Source organism: uncultured Sunxiuqinia sp., from assembly GCF_947495665.1.
GTDB lineage: Bacteria > Bacteroidota > Bacteroidia > Bacteroidales > Prolixibacteraceae > Sunxiuqinia > Sunxiuqinia rutila.
On the sequence record NZ_CANLZV010000005.1, the window covers coordinates 161,862 to 180,408 of the forward strand.

14 protein-coding genes and 2 riboswitches are annotated in these 18,547 nt (G+C 46.5%); of the genes, 12 read left to right on the top strand and 2 right to left on the bottom strand.

All coding sequences use genetic code 11. From position 1 onward, the window contains the following. Positions 1-113 precede the first annotated feature (113 nt). On the bottom strand, positions 114-2,147 hold the full coding sequence (gene metG / locus Q1A18_RS08340) for a methionine--tRNA ligase (protein ID WP_299578489.1): 2,034 nt from the start codon (positions 2,145-2,147) through the stop codon (positions 114-116). Positions 2,148-2,273: 126 nt separating this feature from the next. Further along, positions 2,274-4,472 carry a radical SAM protein gene (locus tag Q1A18_RS08345; RefSeq protein WP_299578490.1) on the bottom strand — a complete coding sequence of 733 codons (2,199 nt, stop codon included), beginning with the start codon at positions 4,470-4,472 and terminating at the stop codon, positions 2,274-2,276. Positions 4,473-4,720: 248 nt separating this feature from the next. On the opposite strand from Q1A18_RS08345, the gene Q1A18_RS08350 reads away from it, so the two are divergent. The 12 genes from Q1A18_RS08350 to Q1A18_RS08405 all read left to right on the top strand — a co-directional run bounded on the left by Q1A18_RS08350 (position 4,721) and on the right by Q1A18_RS08405 (position 18,467). Next, entirely contained in the window at positions 4,721-5,548 is an 828-nt protein-coding gene (locus Q1A18_RS08350; protein ID WP_299578491.1) for an aminotransferase class IV, read from the top strand. Positions 5,549-5,778: 230 nt separating this feature from the next. Further along, positions 5,779-7,398: a BCCT family transporter gene (locus Q1A18_RS08355; RefSeq protein WP_299578492.1), complete on the top strand. Its 1,620-nt coding sequence runs from the start codon at positions 5,779-5,781 to the stop codon at positions 7,396-7,398. A gap of 22 nt (positions 7,399-7,420) precedes the next feature. Next, complete coding sequence (locus Q1A18_RS08360; protein ID WP_299578493.1) at positions 7,421-8,341, top strand: universal stress protein; 921 nt, start codon at positions 7,421-7,423, stop codon at positions 8,339-8,341. A 24-nt stretch (positions 8,342-8,365) separates the two neighbouring features. Further along, positions 8,366-9,250 (top strand): glycine betaine ABC transporter substrate-binding protein, encoded by an 885-nt coding sequence (locus tag Q1A18_RS08365; RefSeq protein WP_299578494.1) that lies wholly within the window; start codon positions 8,366-8,368, stop codon positions 9,248-9,250. A gap of 72 nt (positions 9,251-9,322) precedes the next feature. After that, on the top strand, positions 9,323-9,745 hold the full coding sequence (gene yedF / locus Q1A18_RS08370) for a sulfurtransferase-like selenium metabolism protein YedF (RefSeq protein ID WP_299578660.1): 423 nt from the start codon (positions 9,323-9,325) through the stop codon (positions 9,743-9,745). Positions 9,746-9,892: 147 nt separating this feature from the next. Continuing rightward, positions 9,893-10,101, top strand: a riboswitch (cobalamin riboswitch). A gap of 81 nt (positions 10,102-10,182) precedes the next feature. Continuing rightward, positions 10,183-11,010, top strand: coding sequence for a helical backbone metal receptor (locus Q1A18_RS08375; protein ID WP_299578495.1), 828 nt, complete (start codon positions 10,183-10,185; stop codon positions 11,008-11,010). Further along, a complete protein-coding gene (locus tag Q1A18_RS08380; RefSeq protein WP_299578496.1) occupies positions 11,007-11,534 on the top strand; it encodes a cob(I)yrinic acid a,c-diamide adenosyltransferase in 528 nt (175 codons plus the stop codon). The genes Q1A18_RS08375 and Q1A18_RS08380 overlap by 4 nt, the downstream gene beginning before the upstream one ends. Positions 11,535-12,007: 473 nt before the next feature. Beyond that, the gene (locus Q1A18_RS08385) at positions 12,008-13,027 is read left to right on the top strand and encodes an iron ABC transporter permease (protein ID WP_299578497.1); all 1,020 of its coding nucleotides are present in this window, start codon (positions 12,008-12,010) and stop codon (positions 13,025-13,027) included. Between the two features lies 1 nt (position 13,028). Further along, positions 13,029-13,835, top strand: a complete 807-nt coding sequence (locus tag Q1A18_RS08390) for an ABC transporter ATP-binding protein (protein WP_299578498.1) — start codon at positions 13,029-13,031, stop codon at positions 13,833-13,835. Positions 13,836-13,864: 29 nt separating this feature from the next. Next, the gene (locus Q1A18_RS08395; protein WP_299578499.1) at positions 13,865-15,058 is read left to right on the top strand and encodes a hypothetical protein; all 1,194 of its coding nucleotides are present in this window, start codon (positions 13,865-13,867) and stop codon (positions 15,056-15,058) included. A 63-nt stretch (positions 15,059-15,121) separates the two neighbouring features. Next, positions 15,122-15,321, top strand: a riboswitch (cobalamin riboswitch). A gap of 86 nt (positions 15,322-15,407) precedes the next feature. Further along, positions 15,408-17,333, top strand: a complete 1,926-nt coding sequence (locus Q1A18_RS08400; RefSeq protein WP_299578500.1) for a TonB-dependent receptor — start codon at positions 15,408-15,410, stop codon at positions 17,331-17,333. An 18-nt stretch (positions 17,334-17,351) separates the two neighbouring features. Beyond that, a complete protein-coding gene (locus Q1A18_RS08405; protein WP_299578501.1) occupies positions 17,352-18,467 on the top strand; it encodes a DUF5074 domain-containing protein in 1,116 nt (371 codons plus the stop codon). The last annotated feature ends 80 nt before the right edge of the window (positions 18,468-18,547 follow it).

Consider the following 18,547-nt stretch of genomic DNA (forward strand, 5'->3'; position numbering starts at 1 on the left):
CGCCTTTGCGTACAAAAGCGGTTCTTGTTATATGTAGAGTAAGTGGCCGATCCGCAAAGGCAGTACGGCAACTTACGGAAGCGCGCCAACATGTGTTGGCACGACTGTCTTTATTAACGTATTTCTGAGCCGTTTTTCACCTTTTCTTCCGGAGAAACGAAGCGTAGGGTACCATCGGCATCCTCAGCCATCAGAATCATGCCCTGTGACTCAATTCCACGAATTTTGCGTGGCTCCAGGTTCACTAAAATCGAAACTTGTTTTCCAATAATATCCTCGGGTTTGTAATGCTCGGCAATTCCTGAAACAACGGTCCGTTTATCAATTCCTGTATCAACTTTCAGTTGCAACAGTTTCTTGGTTTTTGGAACCAACTCTGCTTCCAAAATGGTTCCGGTGCGGATATCCATTTTCATGAAATCGTCGAACGTACAATTTTCTTTTGCTGGTTTGGCCACGGCTTCAGCCGCTTCGTTGGCTTTTTTAGTATCCAGCAGCTTTTGCACCTGAGCTTCGATAACGGCATCTTCAATCTTTTCGAACAACAATTCAGGTTTGTTGGTCAGGTGTCCGGCAGCCAGTAAATCCGTGCGGCCCAGCTCGCTCCATTCCAATTTCTCCATGTTAAGGAAACCACGAAGCTTATCCATGCTCATTGGTAAGAATGGCTCCAGCATAATGGTCAGGTTGGCTGTGATCTGCAAGCAGATATTCATGACCGTTTTAACGCGTTCCGGGTCTGTTTTTACCACTTTCCAAGGCTCTTCATCGGCCAGGTACTTATTGCCCAAACGAGCTAAATCCATGGCTAATTTCAGCGCTTCACGGAAACGGTAGTTGTCCAGACTCTTCTCAACTTCTCCTTTCAAGCGGCCAATTTCAGCTAAGGCCGCTTGGTCTACTTCGTTTAGCTCACCCAAAGCAGGCACTTCGCCTTGGTAATATTTTTGAGTTAGCACCAACGCCCGATTGACAAAGTTACCCAACACGGCAACCAGCTCGTTGTTATTCCGGGCTTGGTAATCTTTCCAGGTAAAGTCATTGTCTTTGGTTTCCGGAGCATTGGCGGTCAATACATACTTTAGTACATCTTCTTTTCCGGGGAATTCATCGAGGTATTCATGCAACCAAACTGCCCAGTTTCGTGAGGTGGAGATTTTGTCCCCTTCCAGGTTCAGGAATTCGTTGGCTGGAACGTTCTCAGGAAGAATGTAAGTTCCTTCGGCTTTCAACATACTTGGGAAAATGATGCAGTGGAAGACAATGTTGTCTTTTCCAATGAAGTGCAGCATTTTGGTTTCCGAATCTTTCCACCATTTCTCCCAGTCCGGAGTCAGCTCCTTGGTGGCTGAAATGTAGCCAATAGGCGCGTCAAACCATACGTATAGCACTTTCCCTTCGGCGCCTTCAACCGGTACGGGAACGCCCCAGTTCAGGTCGCGGGTCACTGCTCTTGGGTTCAAGCCGCTGTCAATCCAGCTTTTGCATTGCCCGTAAACATTTGATTTCCATTCTTTGTGTCCTTCCAGAATCCATTCTTTCAACCAAGGTTCGTATTGGTCAAGTGGTAAGTACCAGTGTTTGGTTTCTTTCAGCACCGGCGTATTTCCACTGATCATGGATTTTGGGTTGATCAACTCCGTTGGGCTAAGCGAAGTTCCGCAGCTTTCGCACTGGTCGCCATACGCTTTTTCGAACGAGCACTTGGGGCAGGTTCCAACAATGTAGCGGTCGGCCAAAAACTGCTTGTTTTCTTCGTCGTAATACTGCTCGCTGGTTTGCTCTACAAACTTACCTTCATCATACAGCTTCTTGAAAAACTCGGCGGCTGTTTCATGATGAATTTCTGCACTGGTCCGTGAATACACGTCGAATGAAATACCAAAGCGGGCAAATGAATCTTTGATCATGCCATGGTACTTATCCACGATATCCTGCGGAGTAACTCCTTCGTTTTTTGCTTTCAAGGTGATCGGAACACCGTGTTCATCCGATCCTCCAATAAAGGCAACTTCTTCATTTTTCAAACGAAGGTAGCGGGCGTAAATATCAGCCGGAACGTAAACACCGGCCAGGTGACCAATATGCACTGGTCCATTGGCATACGGCAGGGCAGAAGTAATTAGGGTACGTTTGTATTTTGACATCTCAAGGTGTTTTTATTATGGTGAAAACCAATTCTGTTTAAGGGCTACAAAGATAAACGAAATTTTGAGCCGAAAGAATAGATTACCAATGCAAAAACGATTGATTTTAAATGCTTATTTCGTTTGCTAAAGCATCAACAAACCGTTTTTTCTCAAGCTCATCATGGGCTTGCTGTTCCAAAAAAGGATAAAATCTTCGCCGGTTTCCTCCTCAAAACTCGTTTGCAGTTCGTCAAAAGTCGCCAGAGAAGTGTTTTCAACAGCTAATCGTGGAAGCTGTTCCATGAGCCATTTTCCTTCCTGTTCTTTCAGTTGAATGCTGATTTCTGAATGTTTATTCGAAAATGCTAGCTGCGCCATCGGGTAGCTTCGTTTTTTCTTCTTTTTACTGAAGTAATCAATGGTGGCTTTTCCTCCGATCCAAACAATGGATGCGGATGAGCTGACGGGTTGGTATTCCTGCGATTCGATCGCCTGTTCGATAAAGTGCGGATTGACTTTGGTGTGTGGCACCTTAAAATCAAACCACTCCTGTAATGGAAGATCAAAGCCAATGTCATGCATATAGTTGTAGAGCGATGCTTTTAGTCCTTCGCTGAACAGCTCATGTTGGCAGCCACTCGGATCGCTATGAACCAGGTCGTTATTGGCAAAGGTGCCCACCGTTTTATTTTCTATTTTGACGTTGAATTTTTCGGGATGAAGACCGACTGGGCTGTGCGCTGTCATCGCAAACTGATGCCAAAAGCCGGATTGAATGACTCCTGCTTCAAACAGCTGGCGGACCACTTCCAGGGAGTCGATGGTTTCCTGGGCTGTTTGCGTGGGAAAGCCATACATCAGGTAGGCATGCACCATGATTCCTGCCTGGGTGAAATTATCAGTTACCTTGGCTACTTTGGTCAAACTGACGCCCTTGTTGATCATGCCCAATAAGCGGTCGGAGGCCACTTCCAATCCGCCGGATACTGCAATGCAGCCCGATGTTCTCAGGAGCTGGCATAAGTCGTAGGAAAAACTTTTTTCGAAACGAATGTTGGTCCACCAAACGACACTGAGTTTGCGGCGGATAATTTCCTGGGCAAGCGCGCGCATCAAGGCTGGTGGGGCTGCTTCGTCAACAAAGTGGAAGCCAATTTGCCCGGTTTGCTTAATGAGCTGTTCCATGCGATCGACCAATAGCTGCACGCTGCTAGGCTCGTAGCGTTTGATGTAGTCCAGCGAAGTGTCGCAAAAGGTGCAACGGCCCCAATAGCAGCCATGCGCCAGGGTGAGTTTATTCCAGCGCCCATCGTTCCAAAGGCGGTGCATGGGATTCGCAATTTCAATCACTGAAAGGTACTGATGAAGCGGCAAATCGGAGTAATCGGGAATGCCCACATCGGCCTGTGAAATATCTCTTTCAGTGGCACCATCACTGTAAATCACTTCTCCGTTAACGCGTCTGAATGTACGTTTTAGCAAATCGGCTTCACGTTTGCCATCCAAGTGTTCAAGCAGCAGGAGAGTCGTTGCTTCGCCATCGTCCAAGGTAATAAAGTCAACGAAATCAAACACTCGAGGATCAGAAAGTGAACGTAGCTCGGTGTTAGGAAAGCCGCCACCCATGACTCTTGGAATTGCTGGATGGTGTTCTTTTAACCATTGACCACATTTCAGGGCACTGTACAGATTTCCCGGAAAGGGAACCGAAAAGGCAACCACTGTTGGCTGATAGTCGGCTATTTTTTGCTCCAGTAAAGTGAGTGTCAACCGATCAATAAAACTGTCTGGTTCAAGCAGTGATTGGTGGATTTCATCAAACGTATTGGCCGAACTGCTTAAGCGCTCCGCATAACGGCTAAAACCGAAATGAGGATCGACGGCTTCCACAATCAGGTCAGAAAGATCTTCCAGGTAAAGTGTCGCCAGGTGCTTGGCTTTGTCCTGCAAGCCCATAGTTCCAAAAGCCCAGTCCAAGTCGTCGGTATGGGCAAAACGGGAAGCTTCGGGCAGGTAACTCCTTTCGCAAATCACATGAGCCAAAGCGGTGTTTTTGTTTTGCAGGAAAGCAATAACCGGATCAATCGTGTGGATGTATTCATCGTGTAAATTAAAAATACGCCGGGCGTTATCGGACAACTCAGGATTTCTGCTTTCAATATCTTGAAAAAGAGAGCTCAATCCGTTGGTGGAGAACAAGGCTAAAATGACTTCAATCCCCAAATCACATTGATGGGAAGGAATGGATTTTGTATTTAGAAAACCCTTCAAATAGGCGGTTGCAGGATACGGCGTATTGAGCTGCGTGAACGGTGGCGTGATGAATAGTATTTTTTGACTCACAGTTAAATATTTAGAGCTGTAAAAGTAATAATAAACTGTGGAAAGATTGAGTTTGATGGTTAGGTGTGGGGGAGAATGGAGGATTGCTTAAAAGGGAAGGGATTGATTGATCTATAGTTAGCAACGATTGGTAGACTTTGTGTTGAATCTGGGTTGGAAAAAGAATCTGGCTCATCGTTTCTTTCAGAAATAGATCGCCTGAAAACTGAATAATCCTTTGTAATTTCGTTGCAACAACTATTTACGCTATGATTGGATTTGACAATGGTTCTTACCGGAATTTATCGGAAATAAGTATTCCCATTACGAGTCTTTCGATTAACCGGGGCTACGGTGCATTTGAGTTTTTAGAGGTGATTAACGGAAAGCCTTTTTATGGCGATCGGCATGTAAGTCGGTTTTTAAAAAGCATGCGACTCTTAAAGGTCAAAACCAATTTTGATGATCGTCTGGGTGAAGTCATCGCTGAATTAATAGAGAGAAACGAGCTCTGGAACGGCTTTATCAAGCTGTTTGCCTTGCCACACGAGGCAGTTTTTCAAGCGCATTATGAAGCATCATTGTATGCTTTTCCTACGCAAATGCCGGACTATCCTGCTTCGTTTTATGCCGATGGGGTTCGTTTGGTTCTGCAAGCTTTTGACCGCTTTCTGCCAAAAGCCAAATCGACGAACTACCTGGCCGGACAATATTGGATGAACGAACAAAGCGATCCACGAGTGACGGATGTGCTGTTCCACAATGGAAAAACAGTACAGGAAACTTCGCGTGGCAACCTTTTTGTGGTGAAAGCGGGGAAGGTAATCACTCCGTCTGAAAATGTGCTTGAAGGTGTTACCCGGGGCTTAGTGCTGGAGATTTTGAAAGCCAAACAACTGCCGTTTGCAGAGGCTGAACTGAGCCTGGAAGAACTACTAACAGCCGATGAAGTCTTTTTGTCGAGCACTACCAAGCATATTATGCCGGTTACCACCTTGGATGATCATCAGGTGGCTGACGGTAAGCCGGGCCCCATCACCCGGGAAGTGATGGAAGCATTTAAGCAGCATAAACAGGCCTATGGTTTATCGAGCTGATAGTGTGTGGTGAAACACCTTTATCGGATGACATTAATTGGATCCGATCTTTGAAAAAGGATCGGATTTTTTAATCGATTGGAACCACTGTTTGTGGGCATGGTTCTTATATTCAAATCAATTGCTTCCCCGTATGTTTGCATTAGCCTTTCAGTTTTCTTATCTTACATCAAAAGCCTAAAGTAACTTCCTGCTAGCTCTTTACAATGTAAATCTTAATATGAAAAGCTATGGCAGAACAAGAAGAAAACTATGAAATTAATCCCGAATTAAAATCGACGAAAAGATACTTTGATGTAGATGCTCCTGTGTTCTGGCCAGCAGCGATCGTTGTCATTTTGTTTATTGCCATAACCTTGATTGTAGGCGACCCCATGGAGGAGGTGTTCGGTAAAATTCAGAATACCATCTCTGATACTGGAGGCTGGTTCTTTGTTTTGGCAGTCAATTTCTTTCTTGTTTTCGTGCTTTACATCGCCTTTAGCAAGTATGGCGAAATCAGACTGGGAGGGCGGAATGCCAAACCCGAATTTTCGAAGGGCGCTTGGTTTGCCATGCTTTTTAGTGCAGGAATGGGAATTGGAATCTTGTTTTGGAGTGTGGGTGAGCCCATGAATCACTTTGTTAATTCGCCCATCTCTGAAGATCAAACGGTAGAAGCGGCCCGGGTAGCCATGGAGCTCACCTTTTTGCACTGGGGGCTGCATGCCTGGGGAATATACGCCTTGGTAGGCATGGCACTGGCCTTTTTTACGTTTAACAGAGGACTTCCCTTGACCATCAGTTCCATATTTTACCCTATTTTGGGGCGTCGCATCAATGGCCCTGTTGGAAAGATTATCAATGTACTGGCGGTGGTTGCTACGCTTTTTGGTTTGGCAACTTCACTGGGAATGGGGGTGCAGCAAGTAAGTGCCGGACTCGCTCACCTGTTTGATCTGCCCAACAACATCAACACCCAGGTTATTTTAATAATTCTGATTACGCTTGCAGCAACAGGTTCGGTTGTGGCCGGGCTGAGTGCGGGGGTGAAACGACTGAGTGAAATCAACATCGTGCTGGCCGGTCTCTTTTTGCTGTTCATCATTCTGGTTGGGCCTACCTTGTTTATCGTCGACTCCTTTGTGCAGAACCTGGGAAGTTATGTGCAGAACTTTTTTGAATTGAGTTTCTGGACAGAGACTTATCAGCAATCGGATTGGCAAAACAGCTGGACGGTATTTTATTGGGCCTGGTGGGTCAGCTGGTCGCCTTTTGTGGGCATGTTCATTGCCCGTATTTCGCGGGGACGAACGCTTAAAGAATTTGTTTTAGGGGTACTGATTGTTCCTTCCTTGCTGACTTTTTTATGGCTGTCGGCCTTTGGGGGCAGTGCTATGTTTCTTGAGTTGAATGGCCTGGCCGATATCACCGGTGCGGTAAAAGACAATGTGGCCACTTCGCTTTATGTGCTGCTGGAGCAGTTTCCAATTTCCTCGATTACTTCCATGGTTGGTGTAGTGTTAGTGGCCAGTTTCTTTGTCACCAGCTCCGATTCCGGTTCACTGGTGGTTGACAGCTTAACGGCTGGCGGGAAGCTGGATGCACCTGTTGCTCAGCGTATTTTCTGGGCACTGACAGAAGGTGCGATTGCTGCGGTACTTTTGGTTGGTGGTGGTTTGCAGGCACTGCAAACAGCCGCAACTACTACCGGGCTGCCGTTTGCTGTTATTCTGATTATTATTGCCTGGAGTTTGATGAAAGGATTACGGGGTGAGCATGTCGAGATGATGGAACGCTTGCGGGAGAAGGAACAGAAGGATTATCAGCGAATCATTGTCGATATTCTGAAAAAGAGAGAGTCGAAATAGTTGTTTTAAACCAGTAAAGATTATGGAAAAATTAGATAACATATTGGTTTGCATGGACCTGACGGAGATGGATGATTTTTTGATTAATTATGCCAGTTACCTGGTGGAACAAACGAATGCTCAAAAAATCTATTTCCTTCATTTGTTGCAGAGCTATGATTTGCCGCGCGAAATTTTAAGTGAATTTCCGGATCTGAAACAGCCGATAAGTAAAGTGATTCAGGAAGAGTTGGAAGAGAAGCTGGCCACTGCTTTTCCTCACCACAACGAAATCATTACAGAAGCGGTGGTGCTGGAAGGAATCAAGTCGGACAATTTGCTGCAATTTACACGTGACAAGAAGATTAACCTGACCCTGTTTGGAAAGAAAGTTGGCTATTTCGGAAGAGGCTCTTTGGCCCGCCGGGTAATGCCCTTAACACCTTCGTCGGTTGTTTTGGTGAGTGAAACGGCGGTTGCTAAAATAGACACCATCCTGGTGCGCATCGATTTTTCGAAAATGTCAGAAATTGCCATGCGGACAGCAGTTGGTTTAAGTAAACATACCGGAGCGCGGATCATGGCTCTTCACGCCTATAAAATTCCAATTAGTCATTTTCCGAACTATGCCCCTGAAGATGAAAAGCGCTTGCAGGTAAAGATGAGCAAGCATGGGGAAAAAGAGTATGTGAAATTTATGAAGCGACTGAACCTGGATCCTCAGGCCATTCCTTGCTCTTTTCAATATGACAAAAACTATGATGAAGCCCAGCTGCTATACCACTACGGACTGATGAACCAAGCTGACCTGATTATGATCGGGTCCAAGATCAAGTCTGATTTGGCGAATGTCATTCTTGACCGGACTTCGGAAGACTTGGCGGAAGTTGAAAAAAACATTCCGGTAATGATTGTGAAAGACCGCAAACAAACCCTTGGCTTTTTAGAAGCGCTTTTTGATTAATTAATGGCTTAAAATTCAGATCCTATGAGAGTTCAATTTCGAATCATATTGCTTTCCCTGTTGAGTGTTTTTCTGTTGAATGCCTGCAGTGCGCCATCCAGCCAAGAGCCCCGGCAGGAGCGAATGGTAAAGCTGGTCTATACCGATTGGTCGGAAGCGGTTGCCTTGACCACGCTGGCTCAAATACTGCTTGAGGATCGGATGGATTTTGACGTGCAAACCAAACTGAGCGATGTGGAGTCGGCTTATGCCGAAGTGGCGAGGGGAGAAGCAGACGTATTTGCCGATGCCTGGTTGCCCGAAACTCACGGTCACTATCTGGAGGCTTATGCCGATTCGATTGAACAACTGGGAATCATCTATCCCGATGCGCGAACAGGATTGCTGGTGCCCGCCTACAGCCGTTACCACTCGCTGGAGGATTTGAAAGGAACCGATGTGACCATAATTGGTATTGAGGCCGAAGCCGGGGTGATGTACCAGGCGCGCTATGCCATGCAGCAATACATGCTTGAAACGGTTCAGCTGAAAAACCTGTCGGAGCAGGAAATGGTGAGGCTGTTTACCGAAGCCTACAAGCGTCGCGAAGAGGTGATCATAACAGGGTGGGAGCCGCATGGCTTGTTTGCCCGTTTCGACATCCGGTTTTTGGATGATCCGCTCAAGGTGTTTGGCGAAAAGGAAAATATCTATGCCTTGGGAACCCGTGGGCTGGAAGATCGTCTGCCGGATGTGGTTCGTTTTTTCGAGCGCATGCAGCTTTCTGAAAAACAAATCAATAGCCTTATTGATGCCATGACTGGTGAAGCCAGTCCCGAAGATGGTGTGCGTGAGTGGATTAGCAAGCATGACTACATCATCAACCAGTGGGTGAAAAACCTGAAGCCTGATCGCAAAAAAATCATGTAAGCCCGGTTTCGTTCGAAGTTGACTTCTTTTTTGGGAGAATAAAAGGAAGGAAGATTTACCTTTGCTGATATCCTGCGCGCTGAGGAACGAGCGGTTTCCCGGAAAGGGCAGGAGCAAGTCAAACTTCATAGTCAAACGAAACTTACAATGGGAAGCTTTAAAAACACTCTGATACAAATTACACAGCACGGCATGGGAGCCGGCGATGAATCGCTGGGCCTTTTGCTGGTTAGTAACTACCTGAAACTGCTGAACGAAGAAACCCACCTGCCCCGGGTAATTGTCTTTTACAATGCGGGCGTTCAGCTTATTTGCAGTGGCTCACCAGTTATCGAAATCCTGCAAACGCTGGAGCAAAAAGGCGTCCGGCTCATGGCTTGTAAAACCTGTTTAAATCATTTTGGGCTGATCGACAAAATGGAAGTTGGCCTGGCCGGCACCATGATGGACATTATTGAATTACAGAAAGTAGCCGATAAGGTGGTGAATCTCTGATGCATCGGACTGGTGTATGATTTGATTCCTTGCAGACTTCCTTTACTTATCCAAAGAAAAGAGCCAGCGAAGCAGAAATGATACTTGGGGCAGGGGCTCAAAAAATTCTCTCTTGCGTGGAATTCCTCCTTTCCCAAAATTATTTTCTACTTTTGCGGGTGTTGTGGTGGCCTGCTTTCTGTTTATCAGAAAGTGCCTTAATAAGGGAATCCGGTGCAAATCCGGAGCAGTCCCCGCTGCTGTAAGCCTTGCAAAATCTTTTTTGAACCCCAGCCACTGTCCCGGTTTTCCGGGGTGGGAAGGCCTCAAAAAAAGAAAGGTGAGCCAGAAGACCTGCCAACAACAGATTGTTTAACCGGATCTTCGGGAAAAAAGATCGTCGGGAACGTGGTTCCTGCCAATTCGATTTCTCCAAGGCGCAAAGCCCTAAAAGTAGAATGAAGAAAATTTCGAGTTATTTGTTAACGCTTGTTTTTGTGGTTGTTGCCGTGGTTGCAACACACGCACAAGCCCCCCGGCGAATCATTTCGCTGGCTCCTTCGCTGACCAAAAACCTGTACCTGCTGGGTGCCGGCGACTTGCTGGTTGGATGTACCAGTTATTGCACCCTGCAAAGTGACACGCAGGCCGAGGTGGTGGCCTCGGCTATTCAGGTGAATTACGAAAAAGCCGTGCTGCTTCAGCCGGATTTGGTGATTACCACTTCGCTCACCAAACCCAAAACCATTGACACCTTCAGGAAATTGGGGGTGGAAGTGCTGGTGTATGATTCACCGCGCTCCTTTGAGGAGATATGCAGCCAGTTTATTGACCTGGGCGAGCAGGTAGGGAGAAAGCAACAGGCTGAAACGCTTATTGCCGATGCCAAAGCTCGGATGAAGCAAACGCTTGAACGGATTCCGGCAGATGCTCCGTCACAAAAAATTATACTGCAGATTGGCGCTAATCCCCTGTTTTCGGTGGTTCCCAACACGTTTATGAACGATTTCATCCGTTTTTCAAAAACGGAAAATATTGCGGCCGACCTGACGGTGGGGAGCATTACCCGCGAGTCTGTGCTGATCCGTAATCCCGACATCATCGTGGTGGTGCTGATGGGCATGATTGGAGAAGAGGAAAAGAGCCAATGGATGAGCTATCCGAGCCTGAGTGCGGTGCAGAAAAATCAAATATTTATGATGGATGCCGATAAGGCCTGCAGCCCAACCCCCTTGTCGTTTGTAGAGTCTCTGGAGGATTTAATCACTAAAATTTACCAACGATGAAACAAGGATTGGTTCATGTATATACCGGAACAGGCAAGGGAAAAACGACTGCTTCGGTTGGTTTGGCCACCCGGGCTCTGGGACAAGGGTTGAAGGTGGTGTATGCTCATTTTATGAAGCGGCCTGAGTTGTATGGCTATCATGAAATTGACAGCCTGAAAAAGCTGGGAGCAACCATTATGGGATTCACCGACGGACACCCGAATTTCAATAAATCGGTGAGCCCGGAAAGCCTTCGCAAGCAGGTGGCAGAGGCGCTGGTGTATTTGTCGGCTTACTGCCAAACCGCTTCGCCCGACTTGATGATTCTGGACGAGATTGTGATTTGTGTACGCGATGGTTTTCTGGAAGAAGCTGATCTGATTCAATTTATCGAATCGAAACCCGAAACAATGGAGTTGGTACTAACCGGGCGTGGTGCCACAGCCGGACTCATTGCCAAGGCCAATTATGTATCAGAAATTAACAAGGTGAAGCATCCCTTCGATGAGGGAATTCCCAGTCGGAAAGGCATTGAATTTTAAATAACCCGTCTGGTTACAGGACAGTTGAGTTTGAACGAATAAGAAGGATTGGTTTTCATCGCGTGTTTTAAAAACCCGGGAAACGGATCACTTCTAAGAATAAAATAAAAAAGCAGATGTACCGGTTTTTTGCTGGTACATTTAGCTCAGTTTAAAAGTCCAAAAGGCTAGAAAAAAGTCATATGCCTGTCAGGTACGGGTGGGGGGCCGTCAAAGCGCCCGGCAGAGGGTTCGGTTTGACAAGATTTTTGCATTCTTTTCATCGAATGGAAAAGAATGAGCCCGTCCGGCTACAGGACAGTTGGATTTGAACGAATAAGAAGGATTGGTTTTCATTGCGTGCTTTAAAAACCCGGAAAACGGATTACTTCTAAGCATGAAATAAAAAAGCAGATGTACCGGTTTTTGCGGTTACTCGTAATAGAATTGGCGGAATGATGAACGCAGGAACTTATGAACTAAAGAAATAAACATTGGTCGGACAAGGAAAATACATCAAATGGATCGGGGCCGTGCTGGCCTTAATCGCCGCCTTATTGTTTTCGGCAGGCATTGGTTTGTCGGTAGGTGAGCTGAAACTAAGTGTTGGCGAAGTCTGGCGGATGTTATTACACGGCGGCGATGAAAGCAACCTCCAGTACTTGCTGATTTCAAGGGTGCGCCTGCCACGCGTTATTCTGGGCATTGCTGTTGGCGGTGCCTTAAGCTTGGCCGGTGTCATTTTGCAGGGCATTTACCGGAACCCGCTGGTTGAGCCTTTTACCCTCGGAATTTCAGGCGGTGCGTCGCTCGGGGTAGCCTTTACCATTGTGTTGGGCTTACACGTTTCCCTGGGCTCTTTTATGTTGCCCTTATCGGGCTTTACGGGGGCCTTTGTAATCATCTTTTTGGTTTATACCCTAAGTAGCCGAAAGGGAAGCATCAACATTCAAAACATGCTGCTTACGGGGGTAATGGTCAGCTTCATTGCTTCGTCTGCCATGATGTTCCTGATGGCTACCACCAGTTCGGATAACCTGCATGGCATCGTGTTTTGGATCATGGGTTCGCTGGATGAACCGGATACCGGGCTGATCAAACTAACCCTGATTTCGAGTTTGGTGGTATTGGTCATTGCCTACCTGTTTGTGCAACCGCTGAATGCCTTGCGATTGGGCGAAGAAAAAGCCATGCACCTGGGGGTCAACACCAATGTGGTGATCCGGGTGATGTTTATTCTGGCTTCCTTACTGGCCGGAATTTGCGTATCGGTAGCCGGCGTTATTGGTTTTGTGGGCCTGATTATTCCGCATGTGTTGCGGCTTCTTTTTGGCTCGGATTATCGGTTTTTACTGATCGGCTCTTTTTTGTTGGGAGGTATTTTCCTGGTGTTGTCCGACGTGGTGGCCCGAACGATTATTTCGCCCAACGAACTACCCATTGGGGTGATTACCGGCATCATTGGCGGAGTCGTGTTTTTGTTGTTAATGAGTCAAAAAAGAAAGGGGAATTAGCATGAGCGACACGTTTTTTCACATCGATAATTTCTCCTGTGGCTACCCCGGGTTCAAACTAAGCGGGATTAACCTGAGCCTGGAGAAGGGCTCCTTCAACGGGATTATCGGGCCCAACGGCTCCGGAAAAACAACCTTGTTTCGTGGCATCACCAACTCCATTGCTACCTTGGATGGAGCGGTTTTTCTGAAAGGAAAAAACCTTCAGCAACTTTCCTTGAAAGAGCGGGCGCAAAACATTGCCATTGTTAGTCAGTTTGTTGATACCGATCAGATTTTGGTGGAAGATTATGTGTTGATGGGGCGCATGCCTTACCACAACCGCTTTCAGTTTTTCGAGTCGAAAGGGGATTATGAAAAAGCCCACCATTACATGCAGTTGACCGATGTTTTGAAGCATAAAGACAAGCTGATGACTGAGCTGAGTGGGGGAGAGCAGCAGCGGGCGGCCATTGCGCGGGCCTTGACACAGGAACCGGAATTGCTGCTTCTCGATGAGCCGACTTCGCATTTGGACATTACGCACCAGGTTAAGATCCTGGACCTTTTGTACCGACTCAATAAAGAGATGAAACTGACTGTTTTGATGGTAATTCATGACCTGAACCTGGCCTCGGAATATTGCGATCAGCTGATTCTTTTCAACGAAGGGAGACTGTTTACCCAGGGAACACCTGAGGAAGTCCTTTCCTTCGATACCATCGAAAAAGTTTATAAAACGCCGGTTATTACCCGCACCAATCCGTATTCCAACAAACCCGTTATCTTTTTGGTGAGTGAGAAGATGATGAAAGATTCGCATAATTGACTTAACTTGCTTGAGCAAAAGCAAGTTCTATGCGACCAATACGACTTATTTTTGGGGCGGTGCTGTTGGTGATCCTCAGCCTGCAAGGACTGGCCTTACCTGTTTTTGAACCACGAACCGACCAGCGCGATACTACACTAATCAATCAGTTTTTGGGCTTGTTTGAAACCCAGGAAGGAGCTGATATTCCCGAGGCTCAGCGCTCCAAGCGCAAACAGGTGGACGAGTTGCTGAAGGCCCTTAGCCAACGCGATGGGAAACTGCAGTTTAACGGAGTGGCTACCGCCAGTGTTCAGGTAGAACCAAGGTCGGATGCCAATTACCAGGGCGTCGGTTCATTTGATATTTTTGCCTTTACCAGCTTTGGGCCGCATACCATTTTGTTCTTCGATCTGGAGGCCGTGGGTGGCGACGGGCCGGATCAGCTTATTCCCAACCGGAGTGTTTTGAATGCCGATGCCGGTTCTTCCCAAAGTGCTGAAGGAATTGACCATTTGGTGGTGCTGGAAGCCTGGGCCGAATTTCGGGCTTTGAAAGACATCCTGACGGTGAATCTTGGGAAGATTGATGTGACCAACTACTTCGATAATAACCTGCATGCCAACGACGAAACCAGCCAGTTTTTAAGCGGAGCCTTTGTGAATAGCACGGCACTGCCGGCACCTCCAAACTCTCCCGGCATCCGGCTGCGAAGCTCGTTCCTGAATCGGTTTTACCTTCAGGTTGGCTTAAATCGTCTCGACAATTCGGGCAATGACCTGATGCGGCATCACTTTAAAATTGCCGAAACGGGCTTTATGCTGTTTCCCGGCAGCAAGTGGGAAGCCAATTTCCGGATTTATGGCTATGAGCATCCGGCAGCAGGAAATAGCCAGGGATTTGGTTTTTCGGCGGATGAGCTGATTGCGGGAACCTTTACCATATTTGGGCGTTATGCCAAAAATGAATCGAAGCTGGCCGAATGGTATGGAGTGGAACGGGCCTGGAGTGCCGGCATCGGGTTCAAGCAATTGGTGCTGAACCGGGAGTTTAATGTTGGCTTGGCTTATGGCGATACCAAACTTACTGGCGACGACCAGCATGAGCGGCTGGCTGAGCTTTACATTAGCAATCAGTTCAACCAATGGGTTTATCTTTCTCCTCACCTCCAGTGGCTAGAAACGGCTGGTCCTCAGCAGGACGAGCACCTGTTGCTGGGCTTGAGAATCAATTTCAGCTATTAGCCTCATTTTTCCTGATTTTGAATGGAGAAGTGGAAAAAGCCTTTTTCAAACAGAAATTATTCCTACATTTGCCACGGATTTGGTTCCAACGATCGTTCCGCGGTCGGGATGAATAGGGAATCCGGTTAGAATCCGGAGCTGTACCCGCAGCTGTAAGCCTTAATACAGCTTTCTGAACCCCATGCCACTGTTCTTTTATCAGAACGGGAAGGCGTCAGAAAGCAAGGTGAGCCAGAAGACCTGCCAAAATCCGTTTTGAATATGAACAAAAGCTTCGGGAATAAAGCTAGTGAATAATAATCGCGTATTTTTCACAATCTTATCCTAAGCTCATTCTACTAATTTAGAAATGAGACGGTTTATTTTATTATCAGGACTTCTGGTGCTCGCTATTGGTGGGCTTTATGCTCAGGAGCACAGTCTTTCGGACACCATTTTGCTGGACGAGGTAAACACCTACGCCACCGTGAAAAAGTACCAGGCCGGTGCTAAGTTGGAATCCATTTCAAACGAGCAATTGCAATTGTCTTCAGGTGGTGGTCTCGATCAGTTGTTGATGCGTTTTACCCCAATCTATGTAAAATCCAATGCGGGTGGTTTATCCACCATCCGGTTGCGTGGAACAGCGCCCGACCATACTTCCATAAATTTTGGCGGGCTCAACGTCAATTCCTTAACCCTGGGGCATAGTAACATGTCGTCGGTGCCCTCGTACCTGTTTGACGGGCTGGATTTGCAATACGGAAGCTCGTCGGCGGTGAACGGGTCAGGGTCGATCGGAGGAGCCATTTACCTCGGACTAAAAAGTAACTGGACGGATGGGATGAAAGTGCAATCAACCATTACTCAAGGCTCATTTGGAGAGCAGTTGTACGGAGCCAAAGTATTTGTTGGGAATGGGCGTTGGGAGTCTGTTACCCGCCTGTTTTACTACAAAAAGAAGAATGATTTCCCCTTTGATAATCCGTATACCGGAGATGTGGAGAACCGTGAGCCGGTAGCTGACCGGCAAAATGGGGCGTCCATTGAAAATAAAGGGCTGGTTCAGGAGCTGAATTACCGGTTCAATTCAAGAGAATTTATTAAATCAGCCGTTTGGCTGGAACACGATTGGCACGAAATTCAGCCCAACATGCCAAGCAACCTTCATTATAAAACCACGGAGCAGCTGGATAACAAGCATGTGCGGTTTTGGTCGCAGTATGAAAACAACAAACAAAGCTTAAATTACCGTTTGGGAGTTGGTTATGTGCATGATATGCAGGTTTATGACAGCATCGATGTGCAACGCATTGGAACCGACCGGTTGGTTTCGGAGTTGGAGGTGAAGCAGGATATTAATTCGAACCTGGGTTACAAGGCCGGGCTAAAGTACAAATACATGGTGCCCGATGTCTATGCCTATTCGGATGAGGTGGTTGATAACGAGCAGCATTTGGATGCTTATGTTTCAGCTTTTGCCACCTTTTGGCACCGATTGAAATTGACCCTTAACCTGCGGCAGTCGTTTGTTACCGATTTTGATGCTCCTTTTACCCCCTCACTGGGTGCGGAATATCGCCTGTTTACGAATGATTTGTCGGTTCTGAAACTGACATCCACCCTTGCCCGGAGTTACCGTGTGCCAACCTTCAACGACCGGTATTGGGGAACACAAGGAAATCCCAACCTTAAAGCTGAAGATGGCATGAATTACGAGCTGGGCTTGAATTACATCTACTGTCGGGATGATTTTCAATCGGACCTGAAGCTGAATGCTTTCTATATGGATGTCAAGAATTGGATTGAGTGGCGCAACTTTGGAGTTTGGCAGGCGCAAAATCTGATGGAAGTGGTAAGCAAAGGGTTCGAGTTTCAATCCAACACCGATTGGCAGCTGGGAGACAATCATTTGAACTTTCGGTTGAACTACAATTTCAATCCGGTTGAAGCTGTTGAAAATGTGTCGGAAAGCGGCGTAACGCACCGACAGTTGATTTACGTACCCAAACACATGGGCAATGTCTTTTTAAGTTTGAAACGAAAGGCCTGGCTGGTTTATGCTGATGGCGCTTACACGGGTATGCGTTACTCGGATGAATTTGGACGTGAAATGGATCCCTATTTCCTGACAAATTGTGGGGTGTCGCGTCAGCTCAAGTTAGGAAAACAAGGGTTTAATCTGTCGTTTTCAGTGGATAATTTGCTGGATGTCGATTACCAGAACGAACGTTATTACGCCATGCCTGGGCGAAGTTTTCGCCTGAGTTTGTCTACGAATCTGAATATTATTTAAAATCCAAAATTATACTTTATGAAAAAATTGTTGAGCTATTTTTCGGTGCTGTTTTTGGCACTGGCTGTTCTGAGTTCTTGCTCTAAAGATGATGAGCCGAAACAAGATCCGTTTCCCAGTGAACTGGTGAGGGGCGCTTATATTGTGAATTATGGAGATTATGGTTCGGGTGGAGCCAGCATTTCCAAGTATGATTATGATTCGGACAAGTTGACTAATTTCTACTACCAGCAACAGAATGATGAACTGGAATTACTTTCCAATATTCAGTATATGTATCAGTATGATGATCAGGTGTTTTTACTGGGAAATATGCCGGATCAATTAATTACGGTAAACCCGCTGTTTGAGCAAACAGTGAACGGACTGACGGAGCAGATCGAAAAGCCTCGTGCTTGTGTGGCCAGCGGCGATTATCTGTATGTTTCATGCTGGAGTGAAAATGCTGATTGGGATTTGATGGCTGATTCGTACATTGCCAAATACAACTTGACTACAGGAACAGTAGAAGAAACGATCAGTCTTCCTGGCGGTCCTGAAGGCCTTGAAATTGTGAATGGAAAGCTTTATGCCGCATTAAACTTTAAAGATAGTGTGGCGGTAATGAATCTCGATGATCAGGCTATTTCTTATATTGTTACCCCTGCTGTTAGTTCTTATTTCATAAAAGATCCTAAAGGAAACCTGTATGTTTCTTTGTTGAATACATACTCTGATCCTTCCGATCAAACCGGCTTGGGTTATATCAATACGGTAACCAATGAGCTGGAGGAGATTTACCCCTTGAGCGGGGTTAGCACCGAGTACGCTTCGATTATGGCGGCAAACAACGATTTTACGAAGATTTACGTTACAGCTGCTTCTTACGTTCAGGATGGGGAGGGCGAATGGAACCTGACTGGATCGCTATCAGAATTTGATGTGGCCACAAAGACTTTTGGCTCTGATCCATTTATAAGCAATATTTCGGGGGCGAAAGGAGTTTCAGTGAACCCTGTAGACGGCAAAATTTATGTGTTTGCCGGAGAAAGTGTGACGGGTGCAGGATTGATGAAAATATACAATACTGCAGGCGAACTGTTAAGCACTAAAACTGTAGGGGCTTCACCGGCAATGGCGCTTTTTTTAGATTAGAATAGATAGATGCAACTTGTTAAGAAAATCAGGTAGTTGTGTTGAGCAAGAGGGGACTGGAACAGCAGTCTGCCTCTTGT

Coding starts and splice junctions, on each gene's coding strand:
- metG (WP_299578489.1), bottom strand. CDS start 2,147: ATGTCAAAATACAAACGTACCCTAATTACTTCTGCCCTGCCGTATGCC.
- Q1A18_RS08350 (WP_299578491.1), top strand. CDS start 4,721: ATGATTGGATTTGACAATGGTTCTTACCGGAATTTATCGGAAATAAGT.
- Q1A18_RS08355 (WP_299578492.1), top strand. CDS start 5,779: ATGGCAGAACAAGAAGAAAACTATGAAATTAATCCCGAATTAAAATCG.
- Q1A18_RS08360 (WP_299578493.1), top strand. CDS start 7,421: ATGGAAAAATTAGATAACATATTGGTTTGCATGGACCTGACGGAGATG.
- Q1A18_RS08365 (WP_299578494.1), top strand. CDS start 8,366: ATGAGAGTTCAATTTCGAATCATATTGCTTTCCCTGTTGAGTGTTTTT.
- Q1A18_RS08375 (WP_299578495.1), top strand. CDS start 10,183: ATGAAGAAAATTTCGAGTTATTTGTTAACGCTTGTTTTTGTGGTTGTT.
- Q1A18_RS08380 (WP_299578496.1), top strand. CDS start 11,007: ATGAAACAAGGATTGGTTCATGTATATACCGGAACAGGCAAGGGAAAA.
- Q1A18_RS08390 (WP_299578498.1), top strand. CDS start 13,029: ATGAGCGACACGTTTTTTCACATCGATAATTTCTCCTGTGGCTACCCC.
- Q1A18_RS08395 (WP_299578499.1), top strand. CDS start 13,865: ATGCGACCAATACGACTTATTTTTGGGGCGGTGCTGTTGGTGATCCTC.
- Q1A18_RS08400 (WP_299578500.1), top strand. CDS start 15,408: ATGAGACGGTTTATTTTATTATCAGGACTTCTGGTGCTCGCTATTGGT.
- Q1A18_RS08405 (WP_299578501.1), top strand. CDS start 17,352: ATGAAAAAATTGTTGAGCTATTTTTCGGTGCTGTTTTTGGCACTGGCT.